This window comes from Streptomyces lydicamycinicus (assembly GCF_000829715.2).
In the GTDB taxonomy this organism is placed as follows: Bacteria; Actinomycetota; Actinomycetes; order Streptomycetales; family Streptomycetaceae; genus Streptomyces; species Streptomyces lydicamycinicus.
On sequence record NZ_BBNO01000007.1, the window covers coordinates 495,869 to 512,790 of the forward strand.

14 protein-coding genes and 1 pseudogene are annotated in these 16,922 nt (G+C 72.1%); 2 read left to right on the top strand and 13 right to left on the bottom strand.

What is annotated here, in order from left to right:
* Positions 1-32: 32 nt before the first annotated feature.
* Positions 33-533 carry a MarR family winged helix-turn-helix transcriptional regulator gene (locus tag TU31_RS24720; protein WP_042158283.1) on the bottom strand — a complete coding sequence of 167 codons (501 nt, stop codon included), beginning with the start codon at positions 531-533 and terminating at the stop codon, positions 33-35.
* A gap of 52 nt (positions 534-585) precedes the next feature.
* Between TU31_RS24720 and TU31_RS24725 the strand changes: the two genes are divergently transcribed.
* Complete coding sequence (locus tag TU31_RS24725; protein WP_042158285.1) at positions 586-1,257, top strand: TIGR03086 family metal-binding protein; 672 nt, start codon at positions 586-588, stop codon at positions 1,255-1,257.
* A 42-nt stretch (positions 1,258-1,299) separates the two neighbouring features.
* Here TU31_RS24725 and TU31_RS24730 read toward each other — a convergent pair whose 3' ends face one another.
* Positions 1,300-2,127, bottom strand: coding sequence for an alpha/beta fold hydrolase (locus TU31_RS24730; RefSeq protein ID WP_042158287.1), 828 nt, complete (start codon positions 2,125-2,127; stop codon positions 1,300-1,302).
* Between the two features lie 318 nt (positions 2,128-2,445).
* Between TU31_RS24730 and TU31_RS24735 the strand changes: the two genes are divergently transcribed.
* Complete coding sequence (locus TU31_RS24735) at positions 2,446-3,690, top strand: cytochrome P450 (RefSeq protein ID WP_042158289.1); 1,245 nt, start codon at positions 2,446-2,448, stop codon at positions 3,688-3,690.
* Positions 3,691-3,734: 44 nt separating this feature from the next.
* Here TU31_RS24735 and TU31_RS24740 read toward each other — a convergent pair whose 3' ends face one another.
* The 11 genes and pseudogenes from TU31_RS24740 to TU31_RS24785 form a co-directional block, all read right to left on the bottom strand.
* Entirely contained in the window at positions 3,735-4,934 is a 1,200-nt protein-coding gene (locus TU31_RS24740) for an MFS transporter (protein WP_042158292.1), read from the bottom strand.
* Positions 4,935-5,064: 130 nt separating this feature from the next.
* The gene (locus TU31_RS24745) at positions 5,065-6,867 is read right to left on the bottom strand and encodes a M4 family metallopeptidase (protein WP_042158294.1); all 1,803 of its coding nucleotides are present in this window, start codon (positions 6,865-6,867) and stop codon (positions 5,065-5,067) included.
* A 450-nt stretch (positions 6,868-7,317) separates the two neighbouring features.
* Complete coding sequence (locus TU31_RS36035; protein WP_052719037.1) at positions 7,318-8,121, bottom strand: tetratricopeptide repeat protein; 804 nt, start codon at positions 8,119-8,121, stop codon at positions 7,318-7,320.
* Positions 8,099-8,415 (bottom strand): annotated as a pseudogene (locus TU31_RS40640) (hypothetical protein); the annotation flags it as partial. The pseudogene TU31_RS40640 and the gene TU31_RS36035, both read right to left, overlap by 23 nt.
* Positions 8,416-8,489: 74 nt before the next feature.
* Positions 8,490-8,780, bottom strand: coding sequence for a hypothetical protein (locus TU31_RS24755; RefSeq protein WP_042158296.1), 291 nt, complete (start codon positions 8,778-8,780; stop codon positions 8,490-8,492).
* 237 nt (positions 8,781-9,017) lie between these two features.
* Positions 9,018-9,269: a hypothetical protein gene (locus TU31_RS24760; protein WP_042158299.1), complete on the bottom strand. Its 252-nt coding sequence runs from the start codon at positions 9,267-9,269 to the stop codon at positions 9,018-9,020.
* A 185-nt stretch (positions 9,270-9,454) separates the two neighbouring features.
* The gene (locus tag TU31_RS24765) at positions 9,455-10,579 is read right to left on the bottom strand and encodes a PP2C family protein-serine/threonine phosphatase (RefSeq protein ID WP_078885936.1); all 1,125 of its coding nucleotides are present in this window, start codon (positions 10,577-10,579) and stop codon (positions 9,455-9,457) included.
* A 218-nt stretch (positions 10,580-10,797) separates the two neighbouring features.
* Positions 10,798-13,692 carry a fumarate reductase/succinate dehydrogenase flavoprotein subunit gene (locus TU31_RS24770; protein ID WP_063770823.1) on the bottom strand — a complete coding sequence of 965 codons (2,895 nt, stop codon included), beginning with the start codon at positions 13,690-13,692 and terminating at the stop codon, positions 10,798-10,800.
* An 85-nt stretch (positions 13,693-13,777) separates the two neighbouring features.
* Entirely contained in the window at positions 13,778-14,578 is an 801-nt protein-coding gene (locus TU31_RS24775) for an ABC transporter ATP-binding protein (RefSeq protein ID WP_042158302.1), read from the bottom strand.
* The gene (locus tag TU31_RS24780; RefSeq protein WP_042158305.1) at positions 14,575-15,468 is read right to left on the bottom strand and encodes an ABC transporter permease; all 894 of its coding nucleotides are present in this window, start codon (positions 15,466-15,468) and stop codon (positions 14,575-14,577) included. The genes TU31_RS24775 and TU31_RS24780 overlap by 4 nt, the downstream gene beginning before the upstream one ends.
* Positions 15,465-16,913 (bottom strand): ABC transporter substrate-binding protein, encoded by a 1,449-nt coding sequence (locus tag TU31_RS24785; protein WP_078885937.1) that lies wholly within the window; start codon positions 16,911-16,913, stop codon positions 15,465-15,467. The genes TU31_RS24780 and TU31_RS24785 overlap by 4 nt, the downstream gene beginning before the upstream one ends.
* Positions 16,914-16,922: the final 9 nt, after the last annotated feature.

Sequence of the window (16,922 nt, forward strand, 5' to 3'; positions counted from 1 at the left end):
GCATGTGCGGGCCGCGCCGCCCGCCCGGCGGATCAGGTACGGGGTGAACCCCGGCCGGGCTTCCGCGCCGTCAGTTCCGGCAAGGTGGAGAGGGTTTGCAGTGCCCGCAGGAGGCCCGCGCGGTCGGCGGCCGGAAGCCGGCCGAGCAGCCGTTCCTCACCTTCCTGAATCGCGGCCTGTGTCGTATCCCGCAGCCGCCGGCCCTCGGCGGTGAGGGACAGCAGGCGCACCCGGCGGTCCTCGGGGTCCGGCTGACGGCGGATCAGCTCCCGGCCCTCCAGGTCGTCCAGGACGGCGATGATGCGGGTCTTGTCCGCCCGGATGGCCTCGGCCAGCGCCGCTTGCGTACGGATCGGCGTCTCGTCGAGATGCAGCAGGACCGCGTAGGCCCACATCGTCAGACCGTGTGCGTCAAGGACCGGCTGCTCCGCCGCCATCAGCGCACGGCCCAACGGCACGACCATCGCCGCAAGGTCGGGGCGGGGCGGCCGCCCTCCGGATGGGGTGCCCTTGTCGGCTGCGTTCTCGGCCATGGTCACGAAAATACCCGTTGACAATTCATGGGCTTGAGCTGATCGTAAGCGCATGCATACGAATACTGTGAACGCCTCCGCACCGCACCCGGACTTCGCCGGCCTCCGGCGGCTCCACACCGAGGCGGTCCGGGACAGCGTGACCCTGGTCCGACGGATGACTCCTGGCGATCTGTCCCGGCCGACCCCCTGCTCGGCATGGACGCTGGCCGATCTGCTCGCCCATATGACCGCCCAGCACCACGGCTTCGCGGCGGCAGCGCGGGGAGCGGGGCGGGAACCGGCGCACTGGTCGGTCCGGCCGCTCGGTACGGACCCCGTCGGGGAGTACACCGCCGCGGCAGAGAACGTCATCGCCGCCTTCGCGACCGTGGAAGGGCCGGACCAAGCGTTCGCCCTCCCCGAATTCAGCGTCGGCCGGACCTTCCGCGCCGCCCGTGCGATCGGCTTCCACCTCATCGACTACGTGGTGCACAGCTGGGACGTCGCCCGCACCCTGGGCCTGGCATACACCCCGGCCCCTGAACTCCTGCGGGCCGCCCTGCCGATAGCCCGCGCCGTCCCGGACGACGACTCCCGGCTCGCTCCGGGCAGCGCCTTCCGGCCGGGGCTGACCGCCGGGGAGGACGCGGACATGTTGGAGCAGATCCTGACGGCTCTCGGCCGCTCGCCGCACTGGCCCGGCCCGGAGCGCGGAGCGGCCACGCGCGACGTCGGCCGCTGAGCATCGCGGAGGCGGCCGAGCCGTCGGCGCCGCCCAGGGCGCTCAGCTCTGGAGAAACGCCAGCAGATCGGCGTGGAAGTCGTCCTTGTACGAGCCGACCGCCGAGAGGCCGTGCGGTGCCCCCGGGTAGATCTTGAGCGTGGCGTTCGGCACCAGCTTCGCCGACTTCTTTCCGGAGGCCACGAAGGGCACGATCTGGTCGTCATCGCCGTGAATGATGAGGGTGGGGATATCGAAGCGCTTGAGGTCCTCGGTGAAATCGGTCTCCGAGAACTCCTTGACGCAATCGAACGCCCCCTTCAGGCCCACCTGCATGCTCCACATCCAGAACGCGTCGCGAATGCCCTGGGAGGCGGCGGAACCGGGCCGGTTGGCGCCGTAGAACATCTCGCTGAGGTCCTGGTAGAACTGCGACCGGTCGCCGGCGACACCGGCGCGGATGCCGTCGAAGACCTCGCGCGGCAGGCCCTCCGGGTTCGCCTCGGTCTTGAGCATCAGCGGCGGGACCGCGCCGAGCAGCACCGCCTTGGCCACCCGGCCGGTGCCGTGCCGGCCGATGTAGCGGGTCACCTCACCGCCACCGGTGGAGTGCCCGACCAGCACCGCCTCCCGCAGGTCCAGGGCCTCCATCAGCTGCGCCAGGTCGTCGGCGTAGGTGTCCATGTCGTTGCCCTGCCACGGCTGGCCGGAGCGGCCGTGGCCCCGGCGGTCGTGGGCGACCGCCCGGTATCCGTGGGCGGCGACCAGATGCATCTGGTCGTCCCAGACATCGGCGTTGAGCGGCCAGCCGTGGCTGAACACCACGGGGCGGCCGGTTCCCCAGTCCTTGTAGAAGATCTCCGTGCCGTCGGTCGTGGTGAAGGTGCCCATGAGGTGGTCGGTCCTTTTCTGTCGTTCACCGGCGTCGGCAATGCGGGCCGCGGGCGGCCGGGAGTGGCTGGAGAAGACGGTGTGCTGGATCTCAGCGTTTCCGGCCTCGGCCGGCGAAGCGTGCCCGGACAGGCAGCGGGGTGAAGACGGCCGTCCATCCGGGTGGCGAGCGGCGGTGCCGTTCATACGGGAGCGCGGGGGAGGGGCGCCGGGCGGGTGGCGCGCTCTGGACGGGCCCCAGGCGGTGCTCTAGCGTCAACAGCCGGCCGTGCACCACCGTCCGAGCCCGATGCCGCTCAGCGAAGCCGAGGACGTGTTGTGACCACTCTCCCGCAGCCGCCCGACATCCTGTCACCGCAGTTCGCGGCCGACCCCTACCCCGCGTACCGCATCCTGCGGGAGCACTACCCGGTCTTCCACGACCCGGGCACCGACAGCTTTCTGCTCTCGCGCTACGAGGACGTGGCCCGGGCCTTCCGCGATCCGGTGTTCACCAGCGACAACTACGAGTGGCAGCTCGAACCGGCACACGGCGGCCGGACCCTGCCCCAGATGAGCGGCCGCGAGCACTCCGTACGCCGGGCCCTGGTGGCCCCCGCCTTCCGGGGCCGGGAGCTGCGGGAGAAGTTCCTGCCGGTCATCGAGCGCAATGCGCGGGAGCTGATCGACACCTTCCGCGACGCGGCGGAGACCGATCTCGTGGCGCAGTTCGCGACCCGCTACCCCATCAACGTCATCGTCGACATGCTCGGGCTCGACCGGGCCGACCACGACCGCTTCCACGGCTGGTACGGCTCCGTCGTCGGCTTCCTGTCCAACCTGGCCCAGGACCCCGAGGTCGCGGAGGCCGGCCGGCGCGCCGGCCGGGAGCTCGCCGACCACCTGCTCCCGGTCATCCACGAACGGCGGGCCGCCCCCGGCGACGATCTGCTCTCCACGCTCTGCACCGCCGAGGTCGAGGGCACCCGGATGAACGACCAGGACATCACCTCGTTCGTCAGCCTGCTGCTCGCGGCCGGCGGCGAAACCACGGACAAGGCCCTCGCCGCCCTGTTCCGCAATCTGCTGTGCCACCCGGACCAGTTGGCCGCCGTACGCGCTGACCGGTCGCTGGTCCCCGCGGCCTTCGCCGAAACCCTGCGCTATACACCGCCGGTCCAAATGATCATGCGTCAGACCGCCGTTGAGGTGCCCCTCAGCGGCGGCACCATCCCCGCGGGCGCCACCGTCACCTGTCTGATCGGCTCCGCGAACCGCGATGAGCGCCACTATGCCGCGCCGGACACCTTCCACGTGCTTCGCGACGATCTGACGCCCACCACCGCCTTCAGCGCCGCCGCCCAGCACGTCGCCTTCGCCCTCGGCCGGCACTTCTGCGTCGGTGCGCTCCTGGCCAAGGCCGAGGTGGAGATCGCCGTCAATCAGCTGCTCGACGCGTTTCCCGCGATGGACTTCGCGGAGGGTACGCCGCCCACCGACGCGGGTGTCTTCACCCGTGGGCCGGAGCGGCTGCGGGTGCGGCTGGTGCCGGCGGACGACCGGGGCCGGACGAACGAGGACTGACAGACCGTCGGAAGAACGGTGCGGGTTCCGGTACCCGGCGCCGGTCAGTTCTCGTCGGCCGGCGGGTGTCGCAGTACGTAGAGGCCGACGGCGACGGCGAGCACGATGACACAGGCGGAGAAGGTCAGCCCCGCGCCGCGCAGGCCGAGCACCAGGGTGAGGGCACCGACGCCGACCACCGGCAGCGAGATGCCGAGATAGGCGACGAGGAAGAAGGCCGAGATGGTGCCGCCGCGGTGCGCGGGCGGTGCCGCGCGTCCCACGGCGGTCAGCCCGGCCCGGAACGCCAGGCCCTGGCCGACGCCGCCGCACACCGCGCCGGTGACCAGCAGCGGAAGGGAGGTCACGGCCAGCGAGGTGGCCACCAGCAGAAGGCCCACCACCAGCACCAGGCAGCCGCCCGGCAGCGCTCGGCGGACGCCGATCCGTTCCGTCAGGGACTGCCCGGCGGTGGAACCGAGGAACACCGTGAAGACGACCGCCCCGGCAACGGCCAGATTGCGCACCCCGAGAGTCTCGTGGAGGAAGCTCGGCGCGACCGCGGTGAACAGTCCCAGGAGGGCGAAACCGGCGAACGCGGCGACGGCCGAGGGGGTGAAGACGCCCCGCACCTCGGGCGGGAGCCGCAGGCCCTGGGGCCGCAGCTTGTGGAGGCGGTGCGGAGCAGCGACGGTCTCCGGCAGGAACCAGGTCACCCCGGCCGCCCCGGCCACCAGGAGGAGATGCACCAGGAACGGCAGGACCAGCGGCCACGGCGCGTACTGGGCCAGCAGCCCGGACAGCAACGGGCCGCAGCCGAGGCCGCCCATGTTCGCGGCGGTGGCGGCGAACCCCGCATGCGCTTCCTGGCCGGGCCGGGCGAGCTCCAGTACGGCCGCGGTGGCGGCGCCGCTGAACAATCCGGCGGCGAAGCCGGACAGCACCCGTCCGAGCAGCAGCATCGGCAGCCCGCCCTCGAACACGAAACACAGCGCGCTCGCCGCCGACAGCCCCAGCGCGCACAGCAACACCGGCCGCCGGCCCACCTCGTCGGAGACATTGCCGGCCAGCAGCAGCACCGTGATCACCCCGAGGGCGTACACGGCGAAGACCACGGTCACGATCAGCTCGGAGAAGCCGAGCTGGGCGCGGTAGAGCCCGTACAGCGGGGTGGGCAGGGTCGTCCCGGCCATGCCGACGGCGAACACACCCGCCGCAGCCGGATAGCCGAGCCGCCGGGTCCCGCTCGTGCGATCGATGATCATGGCGACAAACGTAGGCTTCCGCTGCCACCCCGTCGAGGACCCACCGCAGGGGCCCCGACGAGCGGGAAAAGCCGAGCGTGGCACCCCCGCGGTCGGCGGGGGCACCACGCAGGGCCCGGTCCGGGACGGATCAGTGCTTGGAGGGCGTGTTGGACGCCTTCACATTCACGGCCGCCCAGGCCTTGTTCACCGTCTTGTACTCGGTGCTGTTGGCGCCGTACATGTCCTTGGCCGCACGCAGGGTCGCGGTCCGGGCGTCGTGGAAGTCGGTCGTGGAGACCATGTACCGGGTGAGTGCCCGGTAGAAGATCGCCGTGGCCTTCTTCCGGCCAATGCCGGTCACCTTGGAGCCGTCCACGGTGGGGGAGTTGTAGGCGACCCCGCCGATGGTCTTCTTCCCGCTGCCCTCGGCGAGCAGGTAGTAGGCGTGCGAGGAGACGCCGGAGCCGGCGTGCACCTCGGTGTCGTAGGACGCCTTCGACCAGTAGTCGACCGTGCCTTCGAGCTTGTCGAGGGACGGCTTGTCCAGGCGGCGCAGGAACTTCTGGTCGAGACCGAGCTTCTCGCCCAGCAGGTAGTTCGGCGGGTTCTTCGGGTTGTTGGTCGAGAACTCGACCGCGCTGCCGAAGATGTCCGCCAGCGACTCGTTGAGCGAGCCGGGCTCACCGAACTGGTTGCCCTCGATGTCCACCCGGGTGGGCTGGAGGTTGGCGGTCGCGTCGACGACGCCGTGGGAGAGCTCATGGCCGGTGACGTCCAGGACGACCAGCGGCTTGGTGAACGTCCGGCCGTCGCCGTCGCCGTAGAGCATGCAGCCGCAGTTGGGGGACCAGAAGGCGTTGCCGACCTTCTTGCCGAAGTGCACCAGGGCCCGCGCCCCACGGCCGTCGTTCTTGATGCCCTTGCGGCCGAAGGTCTTCTTGTAGAAGTCGAGGGTGCTGGCGATGCCGTACTGGGCGTCGACGGCGGCGGTGGCCCGGTTGCTCGTGGTGCCGTTGCCCCAGCGGTTGGTGGTGCTGGTGAACGCCTTGCCGCCGCTGAACTTCTCCAGTTCCTTGTCGCCGGCGTCCCGGGTCTCGGTGTTGCCGCGGGTGGAGTCCTTCAGGGTGAAGGACTTCTTCGCGGTCTGGGTGGTGGACAGCGGCACACTGCCGACGAAGAAGGACGCGCCGGTGCCCTTGGCCGCGGCCGGGAAGCCGGCCGACTTCGCCGTCTGGCCGGTGGCGGGCGCGGCGGGGGTGAACAGCCCGGTCGAGGGGTTGAGCCGCTCGCCCCGCGCGCGCAGCTTGCGCTGGAGGGCGGGCGACAGGAACGAGTCGTCGGCCTGGACGTTGCTGAGCACCGCGCCGGTCGCCGCGTCGAGGACGACCGTACGGTCGCCACCGGACTCGGCGGTACGGCTGTCGGTCACCTGCACCTGATAGGCCAGCGTCGTACGGCCGTTGCGGGCGTCCACGACCAGTTCGGCGTCGCCGGCCTGGCCCTTGCCCACGGCAGCGGCCTTCGTCCGTGCCTCGCCGGCCGACAACTTCGGGTCCGAGCCGGACATGTCGACCTGATGACGGTAGGCCCGGGTCACGCCCTCGTACGCCGAGTCGGCCGTCAGGTGGACGACGAGGTCGCCGCCGAGCACCGGCATTCCCCGGTGGGTCCGGACGAAGCGGACATGCTGCCGGCCGTCCGGGTCGACGAGCGTGTCGGTGGCCTTGAGGGTGTCCTTCTTGCTGACCCCGGTGGCCGAGGCGTGCGCGTACGCGGCGTCGCGGGCCGCGTCAACAGCCTTCTGCAGGGCGGGAGTTGCGGAGGAAGCAGCGACCGGCGAGGCCGGCGGGGTCGCGGAGGCACTGCCCGCCACACCCGCTGTCAGGGTGGCGGCCGTCGTCACGGCGACCGCGATGGCCAGGCGGTGTCTGCGTATGTGGGGTCTACGCACTGATGTCGATCCTTAGTGCTGCGGGGGCGGTCGGCTCGCCAACCGCCCGTACGCGCGGTGCTGTTGTGCACCACGGGGGCCGCGGGGCCCCGCGCAAACCCTGGTATGCCTGGCATGGGCATGTAAAGAGAAAAAAACAGGAATCGAGTTTCGTGGGCGAAATTTAACAATTGGTCAGCATTAAGTAGCCAGCAGGTGACCAACTGTGGTCCACCTGAGGAGACATGCGGTGGCGCGAAATGGTTGCTCGGAAGATGAGCGAATCTGCGGGCTGCTACGGGAGCGGGCTCGCCTGCGGCAAACGGCCGTCAGCGCGGGGTCGTCGGAGTGGGGGAGCGCTCTCATCCCGTGCAGATCGCGACGATCTGGCCCGCGCTGTGATCCGGTCCGTGGTGCGGCGGGGACGGCTGCCCTATCGGCGGATCAAGGCATGGCCGGCTGGCCACTTCCTCAGGCTCGGCCGCCGCCCAGAGCCGTGCCGATCAGGGCCTCCGCCGCCCCGGGATCGCCGGCGAGCCGCCCGGCGTCGCGGATCTGCTCCTCGTCCAGGGCCCCGGCCTTCGCCAGCTGGATCGCCTCGTGGATGCCGTCTCCGTCGCCGTGGGCGAGCATGACGAAGAACCAGCGCACCGCCTGCACCGGGTCCGGCGTGGTGCCAAAGCCGTCGCGGTACCAGCAGGCGGCGGCGTTCATCGCCCCCGTATGCCCGCGCTCGGCCGCCCAGACGTACCAGCCCAGCGCCTCCTCGTCCCGGTCCAGAGCGGACAGCCGGTCGGCGAGGACGGCAGCGGCGGCGACGATCCCCTCGCGTGCCGCAGCCTCCAACAGCCGCAGGGACTCGTCAGGGTCGTCGACCAGCTGGGCGAGGTTGAACACGGCGTAGGCGTCCCCGCCCTCGGCGGCCGCCCGGAACAGCTCGGCGGCACGGGCGCGGTCCTCCGCGACGCCCAGACCCATCACCAGCATGTGCCCATAGGTGCGCTGCCCGGCCGGAAGCCCGGCCTCGGCCGCCGCACGGGCATAACGCACAGCTGCGGGCAGGGCCGACTCGTCGAAGTACTCCAAGTAGATCCCGGCGAGCAGCGCGGCGGCCTCCGCCGACCCGCCATCCGCCAGCGGTACAAGCTCGGCCGTCACTTGGGCCGCCAGCTCGGCACCCTCCGTACTGCCCTCCATCGCGGCCCGGACGAAGGCGTGCGCCGCAGCTACCCAGTCCCCGGCCTCGGCTGCCCTTCGGCCCTCGTCCAGTTGCATGCGGGAACCTTATGCCATCGGAGCCACCCCATTGTCCCGGCGTGATCAGCAAGGCCATGGGGCGGCAGCCGCCTTCACCGGCGAGATGGTCATTGCAGGTCAGGCCGCCCCGGGACCGTCCGAGTCCCTCGTCGGCCAGAACATCCGCAAGGGTTCTTGTCCCACGTGCCGTCCGCCGTTCGGTGTCTGTGCCGCTCGGCTCATCCAACGCCCGCCGCGCCGACCGTACTTGGGTAGCTGCGGCTTCGGCCGGGTCCATGCCCGGTTCGTCGGATCTCCCCGCCCCGTGCCCATGCCGGCGACCCGAACCTGAACGCAGTCACAAGATCCGCCGGACCCGCCCCAGGGCCTGATCCAAACGACAGGCCCTAGTGGTGAAACAGCTCCTCCAGGGAGGCGTCGGCGCGCTCTCCGCCGCGTACGGCTTCGACGACGGCCTGGTGGAAGGTGCGGCTGGCCTCTTCGGAATCGCACGGGACGGGGCTGCCGGCCATGGTGTACCAGTCCGACGCCCCGGTGTACTGCACAGCTACGTGGGCCAGGTTCTCCGACCAGGTCGTGTGAATGGTCAGGTCACCGTTGATCACGCCGATCTCCGCGGTGTGAACCGCGCCAGGTAGGGCGTGGATCCCCACAGTGGTCCAAGATGCCCAGGTCATGATGTTCCCCTCGGCGACAAGGGCCCCGGCCGGCGGCCGGGCGCGGTGACTCAAGTTTGGCACTTGAGGTGCGGCAGCGCACCGCATGCGGTGCCACGGATTCCGCTTGAGGCGTGGAGGCCGGGCCGGGCCTGCAAACCTCAAGCTATTTGAAGGAACAACTTGAAGGTGTGGGCCCGGTGCCTGGGCGTCCGGCCGGGCGGAGCCAAGGGCGGACCCGGAGGTCCGTGGGGAAGCTCAGTCGATGACCGTATGGAAGAAGGTGACGGCGGCACCGAAGGCGGCGCCGCCGACGAGGGTGGCGGAGGCCGGGGTGCCGCCGTTGAAGAAGGTGAGCACCCCGGCGGCGATAGCGGTGAGGGCGCCAAGGAGGAAAATGACGGCGGCGCGCTGACTCAGCAGGGTTGATCTGTTGTCGGACACATCAACTCCGATCTGCGCGGGAGCGAAGGGTCGCTCGGTGCGGATGCTGATGCTCTGACTGATCATCTCATCCCTTGTCCAGAATTTTCGGCAGCACACGACGAAATTCCCAAAGGGATGGGGAAATGCCGCGATGTGGCGGCGGCCGTGGAGTGATGACGGGGAGTCATGCCGGTCGACGGGTGTCGTGGATCAGTTGCGTCCGCGAACGGGCACCGGCCGTGGCCCCGCCGCCGCGCCCCGCCGCCACGTCACCGGACGGGGCTGCTCCCCCTGTGCGGGGCCCGCATCCCGCCCTCCATCTGCCGGGTGACCGCGAGCACCGCCATATCGTCGTCGCGCGGGCCGCCGGTCCAGTGCTCGACGTCCCGCACCAGGCGGTCGATCACGTCCCGTGGCCCCCGGAACGGGCCGTGGCCCGCCAGCTGTGCCGCGGGATCGTAGAAGCGGCCGGTGGCGTCGCGGGCCTCCGTCACACCATCGGTGATCAGCAGCAGGGTGCTGCCCGCCGGGAACGGCCGGTCGGCCGGGAGGGTCCGTTCCACTCCCAGCGTGCCCATCCCCAGCGGCAGCCCCGGATCACCGGCCTCCAGGACGCGTACCTCGTCGTCGTGGCAGAGGTAGGGCGCGGGGTGGCCGCAGTTCAGCATCCGCAGGCCCGCGGCTCCCGGGAGGACTTCGCAGAGCAGGGCCGTGATGAAGCCCTCCAGCCGGTCCTCCTCGGAGGTGTGCTCGCTCTCCCGCAGCAGGGCGCGCTCCATCCGGTCGGCCAGCGTCGCGAGGTCCGGCTCCTCCTCGGCGGCCTCGCGGAACGCGCCCAGCAGCACCGACACCGCGCCCACCGCGCCCAGCCCCTTGCCGCGCACATCGGCGATCAGCAGCCGGACGCCGAACGGGGTCCGCTGGACGGCATAGGCGTCGCCGCCGATCCGGGCCTCGCTCTGGGCGGCCTGGTAGCGGGCGGCGATGGCCAGCGGGCCGATGCGTTCCGGCGGTGCGGGCAGCACGGCACGCTGGGCGGCCTCCGCCACCGAACGCACCACATCCAGATGGCGTCCGTGGCGGGCGATCACCCGGTTGACGCCGACCCCCATGAGCGCGGCGAAGAGGGTGTTGATGAGCTCCAGATAGCCCACGATGTCGCCGGCGGTGCCGTCCTTCACGGTCAGTGCGAAGACGCCGCCGACGAGAGCGGCGCCGATGGCGAGGGTGTGCCGCAGGGAGAGCAGCGCACCGGCCATCACGCTGGCGGCCGTCAGCATCGGGTCGCCCCAGTAGTCGGCCGGTGAGAACGCGTCCCAGACGAGCCCTCCGGCGACCAGGACGCTCGGAGCGAACTCGACGTATCGGGGCCATCGAGGGGCGAGGGAGGGCATAGGCATTCCTGACCAGCGGTCCATGTCGGCTAGCAGGAATATGCCTTTTTTGTGCTGTTTTATACCGGGGGTGCGGTGGTCGGCACGCGCCGTTGTGTCCAGTCTGTGGGTCACCGCGGGACGCCGGCTGTGGGGAGCCGGGGAGCGGGGATGCCGCCCACCGGTCCGGGCCGTCCCGCACCCGGCTCCGTACTCGGCCCCGGCCCCCGGCCCCCGTGTCACCCCTTCGTCGCGAGCCGGGCGTAGGCGCGGACATCGGCGTCCGGGTCGTCCGCGACCGTGGCCAGTGCCTGGCGGGCGTCCGCGCGGGACGCGTGCGCGCGCAGGGCGAGTACCCCCGCCTTGCGCACATCCGCGTGCCCGTCGGAGAGCGCGGAGCGCAGTGCGGCCACGGCCGGCTCGGGGGCGGCGGCGGTCAGGGCCGTGGCGGCGCCGGACCGGACCTGCCAGGCCGGGTCGCCGAGCGCCGCGACGGCCGCCGCGTCATAGGGCGGCGGGCAGCCGGTGGTGGCCAGCGCCGCGAGCGCCGCGGCCCGTACGAGGACGTCCTCGTCGCGGAGCGGCACCGCCAGATCCCCGGGGCTGCCGACCGTGCCGAGTCCGTGCGCGGCGGCCACCCGGACCTCACGGGAGGCGTCCCGGGCGGCCCGGCGCAGCTCGTCCGCGGCATCGACGGAGACCAGGGCGCGGACGGCCTGGACGCGTACCTCCACGGCGGGGTCGGTGAGCGCGGTGACGAAGAGGGCCCGGTCGCCGAGGCGCAGCGCACGCAGCACCTCCACGGCCGCCGACCGGACGACCGCGTCGGGTCCGTGCACCGCGGCGGCCAGCGGCGCACGCAGACCGGGCTCCGGGGGGAGGACCTCGATCAGCTCACGCAGTGAGGCGCCCGCGGCCGCCCGTACGGCGGGGTCGGGGTCGGCGAGGGCGGTGGCGAGGGCCTGGCCGGTGCCTGACGGGACGGTTTCGGTGAGGGTGTCGACAGCGGCGCGCCGTACGGCCGGGTCGGGGTCGGCGAGGTAGGGACGCAGCGCCGGGAGGTCCGGCTGGTCCTCGGCGAGGGCGAGGAGTTCGAGGATGCGGGGAGACGTGCCGGCCCCGGGCCCGACCCCGGTACCCACTCCGGCCGCCGCACCGACTCCGGCCCCCGCTCCGGGCGTGGTCCCGGCCGTGGCGTCGGCACCGGCAGCCCCCGGCGTGGCTACGGCCGTGCCACCGCCACCGCCGGCCCCGCCGTCCGCCCCCAGAGGCGCCACCCCTTCCGCACCCACCGCCGGAGCCCCCACCACCGAAGCCCCCACCGGCGGCCTGTCCCTCCGCCCCGCCGTCGCGACCTGCTCCGGGTGGACCTCGCCGAGGAACCGGGGCGCGCCGCCCACGGGTCGGTACTCGTCGACCGGGACGAGGTACGGCGCCACCGGGCGGGCCGTGAACTCCATCCGTCCCGTCGCCGATTTCCGCAGATCGAGGTGGTGCAGCCATTCGGTGTCATCGGTCTCCGGGTGGTCCGTGCGTGCGTGGTAGAGGCCCCAGCGGGACTCGGTGCGGGCCAGCGACGAGCGGGCGGCCATCTCGGCGCAGTCGCGGATGAAGCCGACCTCGGCGCAGCGCATCAGCTCGTGCGGGGTGCGGGCGCCCATCGCGGCGAGGTCGGTGTGCATCCGCGCGAAGTGCTCGACGGCCAGCGACAGCCGGGCGCCGCTCTTGGGCGGGGCGACATAGTCGTTGACGAAGCGCCGGAGCTTGTACTCGACCTGCGGCTGCGGCGGGCCGTCGGGATTCCGCAGTGGCCGGTAGATCAGTTCATGGGCGTCGCGCAGCTGGTCATGGGGCAACTCACCCTCGTACGCCCGGTATTGGGCCGCGTCCGCGCCCGCCAGATCACCGAAGACGAACGCACCGATCATGTAGTTGTGCGGGACACAGGCCAGGTCCCCGGCCGCGTACAGGGCCGGCACGGTGGTGCGGGCGTGGTCGTCGACCCGTACCCCCGACGCCGAGTGCCCGCCGCACAGGCCGATCTCGGAGATGTGCATCTCCACGTCATGGGTGCGGTAGTCGTGGCCGCGTCCGGCGTGGAAGGTGCCGCGGGTGGGGCGCTCGGTGGTGTGCAGGATCGTCTCCAGGGCGGAGACGGACTCCTCCGGGAGGTGACTCAGCTTCAGATAGACCGGACCGCGTTCGGAGGCGACCTCGGCCGCGAACTCCGCCATCATCTGCCCCGACCAGTAGTCGGATTCCACGAACCGCTCACCGTGCCGGTTGACCTGGTAGCCGCCGAACGGATTGGCCACATAGGCGCAGGCCGGGCCGTTGTAATCCTTGATCAGCGGATTGATCTGGAAGCACTCGATGCCGGTCAGCGCGGCGCCCGCGTGATAGGCCATGGCGTAGCCGTCACCGGCGTTGGTGGGGTTCTCGTAGGTGCCGTACAGATAGCCCGAGGCGGGCAGGCCGAGGCGGCCGCAGGCGCCGGTGGCGAGGATCACCGCGCCCGCCCGGACCGTGACGAAGTGCCCGGTGCGGGTGTGGAAGCCCGCCGCCCCGACCGCCCGGCCGCCGGAGGTCAGCACCCGCACCGGCATGATGCGGTTCTCGATGCGGATCCGCTCGCGCATCTCACGGCGGCGCAGCTGCCGGTAGAGGACCTTCTTGACGTCCTTGCCCTCGGGCATCGGCAGCACATACGAGCCGGAGCGGTGCACCTGGCGGACCGCGTACGCGCCGTGTTCGTCCTTCTCGAACTTCACGCCGTACGCCTCCAGCCGCTGCACCATCGCAAAGCCGCGGGTGGCGGTCTGGCGGACGGTGGACTGGTCGACGATGCCGTCGTTGGCGCGGGTGATCTCGGCGACATAGTCGTCGGGTTCCGCGCGGCCCGGGACGACGGCGTTGTTGACCCCGTCCATCCCCATGGCGAGCGCACCGGAGTGCCGGACGTGCGCCTTCTCCAACAGCAGGACGGATGCGCCGTGTTCGGCCGCGGTGAGCGCCGCCATCGTTCCGGCGGTGCCCCCGCCGATGACGAGGACGTCGCAGGACAGCTCCTCGGCGGAGTCGAGGGCGGGGATCGCCATGGCTTCCGTGGTCCCGCCGACGGTGCCTTCCGGCATGACAGTGCCTTTCGCTCGCCGGTCACGTACGAGGACGTGCCGGTCAGGTCGGTGATGTTCGGGCCGCGCCGGTGCCGGGCGCCGGTCAGGAACCGGGCCGGCCGTCCAGGGAGGCGAGGACCTCGCGGCGCAGGGCGAGCGTTGCCGGATCGGTGTGCGCCCCGCGCAGGCGTGGCCGTGGTACGTCCAGCACCCGGCCGGTGCCCAGCAGCGCGACCCGGTCGCCCAGGAACAGCGCCTCGTCGACGTCGTGGGTGACGAACACGACGGTCGCCCGGGTACCGCTCAGCGCCGTGACCAGCAACTGCTGCATGCCGGCCCGGGTCTGTGCGTCGAGCGCGCCGAACGGTTCGTCCATCAGGACCGCGCGCGGCCGCCCGGCCAGCGCGCGGGCCAGCTGGGTGCGCTGCCGCTGGCCGCCGGAGACCTGGTGCGGCAGCCGGGCGGCGTGCTCGGTGAGCCCGACCCGGGCCAGCCACTCCTCGGCCAGCGCCCGGCGCCGCGCACGGGCCACTCCCCGGATGGCCAGCGGGAGTTCCACATTGGCCCGCAGGCTGCGCCAGGGCAGCAGCGCGTCCTCCTGGAAGACCAGCGCCCGCTCGGCGGCCGGCCCCGCGACCGGCGCACCGTCCTGGGCCAGCCGGCCGCCGAGGAGCGGCAGCAGCCCGGCCAGCGTGCGCAGCAGGGTGGACTTGCCGCAGCCGGACGGTCCGACGACGGTGAGGATCTCGCCCGCGGCGACATCGAGGTCCACCTGATCGAGGACGGGGGCACCGGGCCGGCCGAGCACGGCATCGCTGAGGGTCAGTTGGAGGCCCGGTGCGGGTGCTCGCTCCGGGGCCGCCGGGGCGGTCTCGATGTCGGTGCCGGTCTCGGTACGGGTCATGACGGCTCCCCGACTGCCGTCCGGGCCGTTCGCCACCGGGCCCGGCCGCCCGCGGTGGCCCCCTGGCCGCGCGCGGTGCGCGGCAGCCAGCGCGTCAGTCGCCGCCCCAGCAGTTCCACCGCCGTGGACGTGAGCCGCCCGAGCAGGCCGATGGTGGCCATCCCGACGAAGACCCCCGGGTAGTCGACGATGGTGTAGTCCTGCCAGGTGCGATAGCCCACGCCGTACTCGCCGGAGATCATCTCGGCGGAGATCACACAGATCCACGAGACGCCGATCCCCACCGACAGTCCGCCGAGGATGCCGGGCAGCGCCCCCGGCAGCACCACCGACCGCAGCACCCGCCACCGGCCCCCGCCCATGGTGCGCACGGCCTCCTCCCAGACGGGCGTCAGTGCCCGCACCGCGTGCCGGGTGGAGACCGTGACCGGGAAGAACGCGGCGGTGAACGTGATGAAGACGATGCCCTGTTCATTGCTGGGGAACAGCAGGATCGCCACCGGGACCAGCGCGATCGCCGGTATCGGGCGCAGCACTTCGAGCAGTGGACCGAACAGATCGGAGACGACGGGGGAGCGGGCGAGGGCGGTGCCGATGGCGATGCCGAGCACGGCCGCGAGGAGGAAGCCGCCGACGATCCGGGTCAGGCTGTCGGAGACGTCCTGCCAGTACGTGGCGGTGCCCAGCCGGCGGGCGAACTCCCGCGCCGTCTCGGCGACCGTGGGGAACTGGGCGAACCGCAGCCACAGATTCACCCGGTACTGGGCGAGCAACTGCCAGCCGGTGAGTGCCGCGAGGACCGCGGCCGTGATCCGCGCGTAACGGAGCCAGGCCACTCGGTGCGGGCCGGTCCGTCCCGTGCCGTCGGCCGTGGCGGGGGGCGCGCTCATCGGGCCTCCTTCAGAGCGGCGGCGTAGCCGACGGTGCGGGCACCGTGGTGCCGCCGCGTCCAGGCGTCGGCGGTGGCCCGGGTGGCGAAGGGCAGCAGCCGTGCGCCGTCGCGGACCCAGACCGACTTGTCGGCGAACCAGCGGGTGCCGGTCGTCGTATCGGCCACATACGCGGCACGCACCTTGTCGCGATGCGCGGCGACGAACCGGAGCAGCGCCTGAGGACCGGCGAAGGAATGGGTACGGTCCGCGCCGCGCAGCCACACCTCGTCGGGTGACGGGTGCCCGGTGGCGCGCACGGACCGGGCGTAGTCCCGGCCGTAACTCGGCCTGAGATAATGGTCGTTGACGAACGAATCGACATCCACCGGCCCGGTCAGCTTCGCCGCGCGCAGCACCGGGACGTCCTTCTTCAGCGCGGCGATCAGCTGCGGTTTGAGGGTGGGATCGAAGGTCGCGATGCCGCCGGCGCCGTTGTAGAGGTAGACCACCTCGGGCGGCAGCCCGGTGGCCCTGGCGACCCGCTGTGCGGCGTCGACGGGGTGGGCCCGCAGCGAGCGGGTCGCCTCCCGCTGTGCGGCGAGGAACGCCCGGACCACGGCCGGGCGCCGGGTGGCGAACGCCTCCCGTACGGTCACCCCGTGGAAGGTGGGCAGGCCGAGCGCGCCCCCGTCGTAGAGCGCCCGGGCCTTGCCCTGGAAGGCGAGCAGCCCCGGCCAGGCCACGAACTGCGACAGCGCGTCCACGCTGCCCGACTGGAGCGCCGAGGCACCCACCGCCGGCTGCTGGTTGAGTTTGTGGATGTCCTGCTCCGGATCGAGCCCGGCTTGCCGCAGCGCCCGCACCAGCGTGCCGTCGGATGCCGAACCGACGCTGCTGGAGACTTTCTTGCCACGCAGGTCCCGCACCGAGCGCAGCGCCGAACCGGGCCTGGTGACAACGGTGTTGAGCGCCCCGCGCAGGTTGTAGCCGGTCACCGAGACCAGCCGGGTGGGGGCCCGCAGCTGCTTGCCGCGGGCGGCGTTCAGCAGCAGCGGGAAGTCGCCCATCGAGCCGATGTCGACCTTCCCGGCGACCATCTGCGCGGTGATCGGCGCACCGGTCGCATAGTCCTGCCACCGCACCTTGTACGTCCTGCCGTCCCGCTTGCCCTGGGCGCGCAGGGCACGCTCGAAGAAGCCGAGCGAGCGCAGCAGCGTACCGGCGGTGACCGTGTTGATGGTCTTGGACTGGTAGCCGACGGTCACGGTGACGGTCTTGCCGTCCGAGGCGTCCGCGGGTGTGCCGCAGGCGCTGAGCGAGCCCAGCAGCGCGCACGCCAGCGCCGCGGCGAGCGCACGGCGGCGAGCCGGGCGCGGTGCGGCAGGCGGGGAACCGGGAGCGGCCGGGGCCGGGGACGGGGACGGGGACGGCGGAAACGGGGAGCCCGGAAATCGGGAGCTCATGAACGGGGG

Excerpts from the sequence above, each read along its gene's own strand:
- TU31_RS24720 (WP_042158283.1), bottom strand. The coding sequence starts at position 533 with ATGGCCGAGAACGCAGCCGACAAGGGCACCCCATCCGGAGGGCGGCCG.
- TU31_RS24725 (WP_042158285.1), top strand. The coding sequence starts at position 586 with ATGCATACGAATACTGTGAACGCCTCCGCACCGCACCCGGACTTCGCC.
- TU31_RS24730 (WP_042158287.1), bottom strand. The coding sequence starts at position 2,127 with ATGGGCACCTTCACCACGACCGACGGCACGGAGATCTTCTACAAGGAC.
- TU31_RS24740 (WP_042158292.1), bottom strand. The coding sequence starts at position 4,934 with ATGATCATCGATCGCACGAGCGGGACCCGGCGGCTCGGCTATCCGGCT.
- TU31_RS36035 (WP_052719037.1), bottom strand. The coding sequence starts at position 8,121 with ATGCAACTGGACGAGGGCCGAAGGGCAGCCGAGGCCGGGGACTGGGTA.
- TU31_RS24755 (WP_042158296.1), bottom strand. The coding sequence starts at position 8,780 with ATGACCTGGGCATCTTGGACCACTGTGGGGATCCACGCCCTACCTGGC.
- TU31_RS24760 (WP_042158299.1), bottom strand. The coding sequence starts at position 9,269 with ATGATCAGTCAGAGCATCAGCATCCGCACCGAGCGACCCTTCGCTCCC.
- TU31_RS24765 (WP_078885936.1), bottom strand. The coding sequence starts at position 10,579 with ATGCCCTCCCTCGCCCCTCGATGGCCCCGATACGTCGAGTTCGCTCCG.
- TU31_RS24770 (WP_063770823.1), bottom strand. The coding sequence starts at position 13,692 with ATGCCGGAAGGCACCGTCGGCGGGACCACGGAAGCCATGGCGATCCCC.
- TU31_RS24775 (WP_042158302.1), bottom strand. The coding sequence starts at position 14,578 with ATGACCCGTACCGAGACCGGCACCGACATCGAGACCGCCCCGGCGGCC.
- TU31_RS24780 (WP_042158305.1), bottom strand. The coding sequence starts at position 15,468 with ATGAGCGCGCCCCCCGCCACGGCCGACGGCACGGGACGGACCGGCCCG.
- TU31_RS24785 (WP_078885937.1), bottom strand. The coding sequence starts at position 16,913 with ATGAGCTCCCGATTTCCGGGCTCCCCGTTTCCGCCGTCCCCGTCCCCG.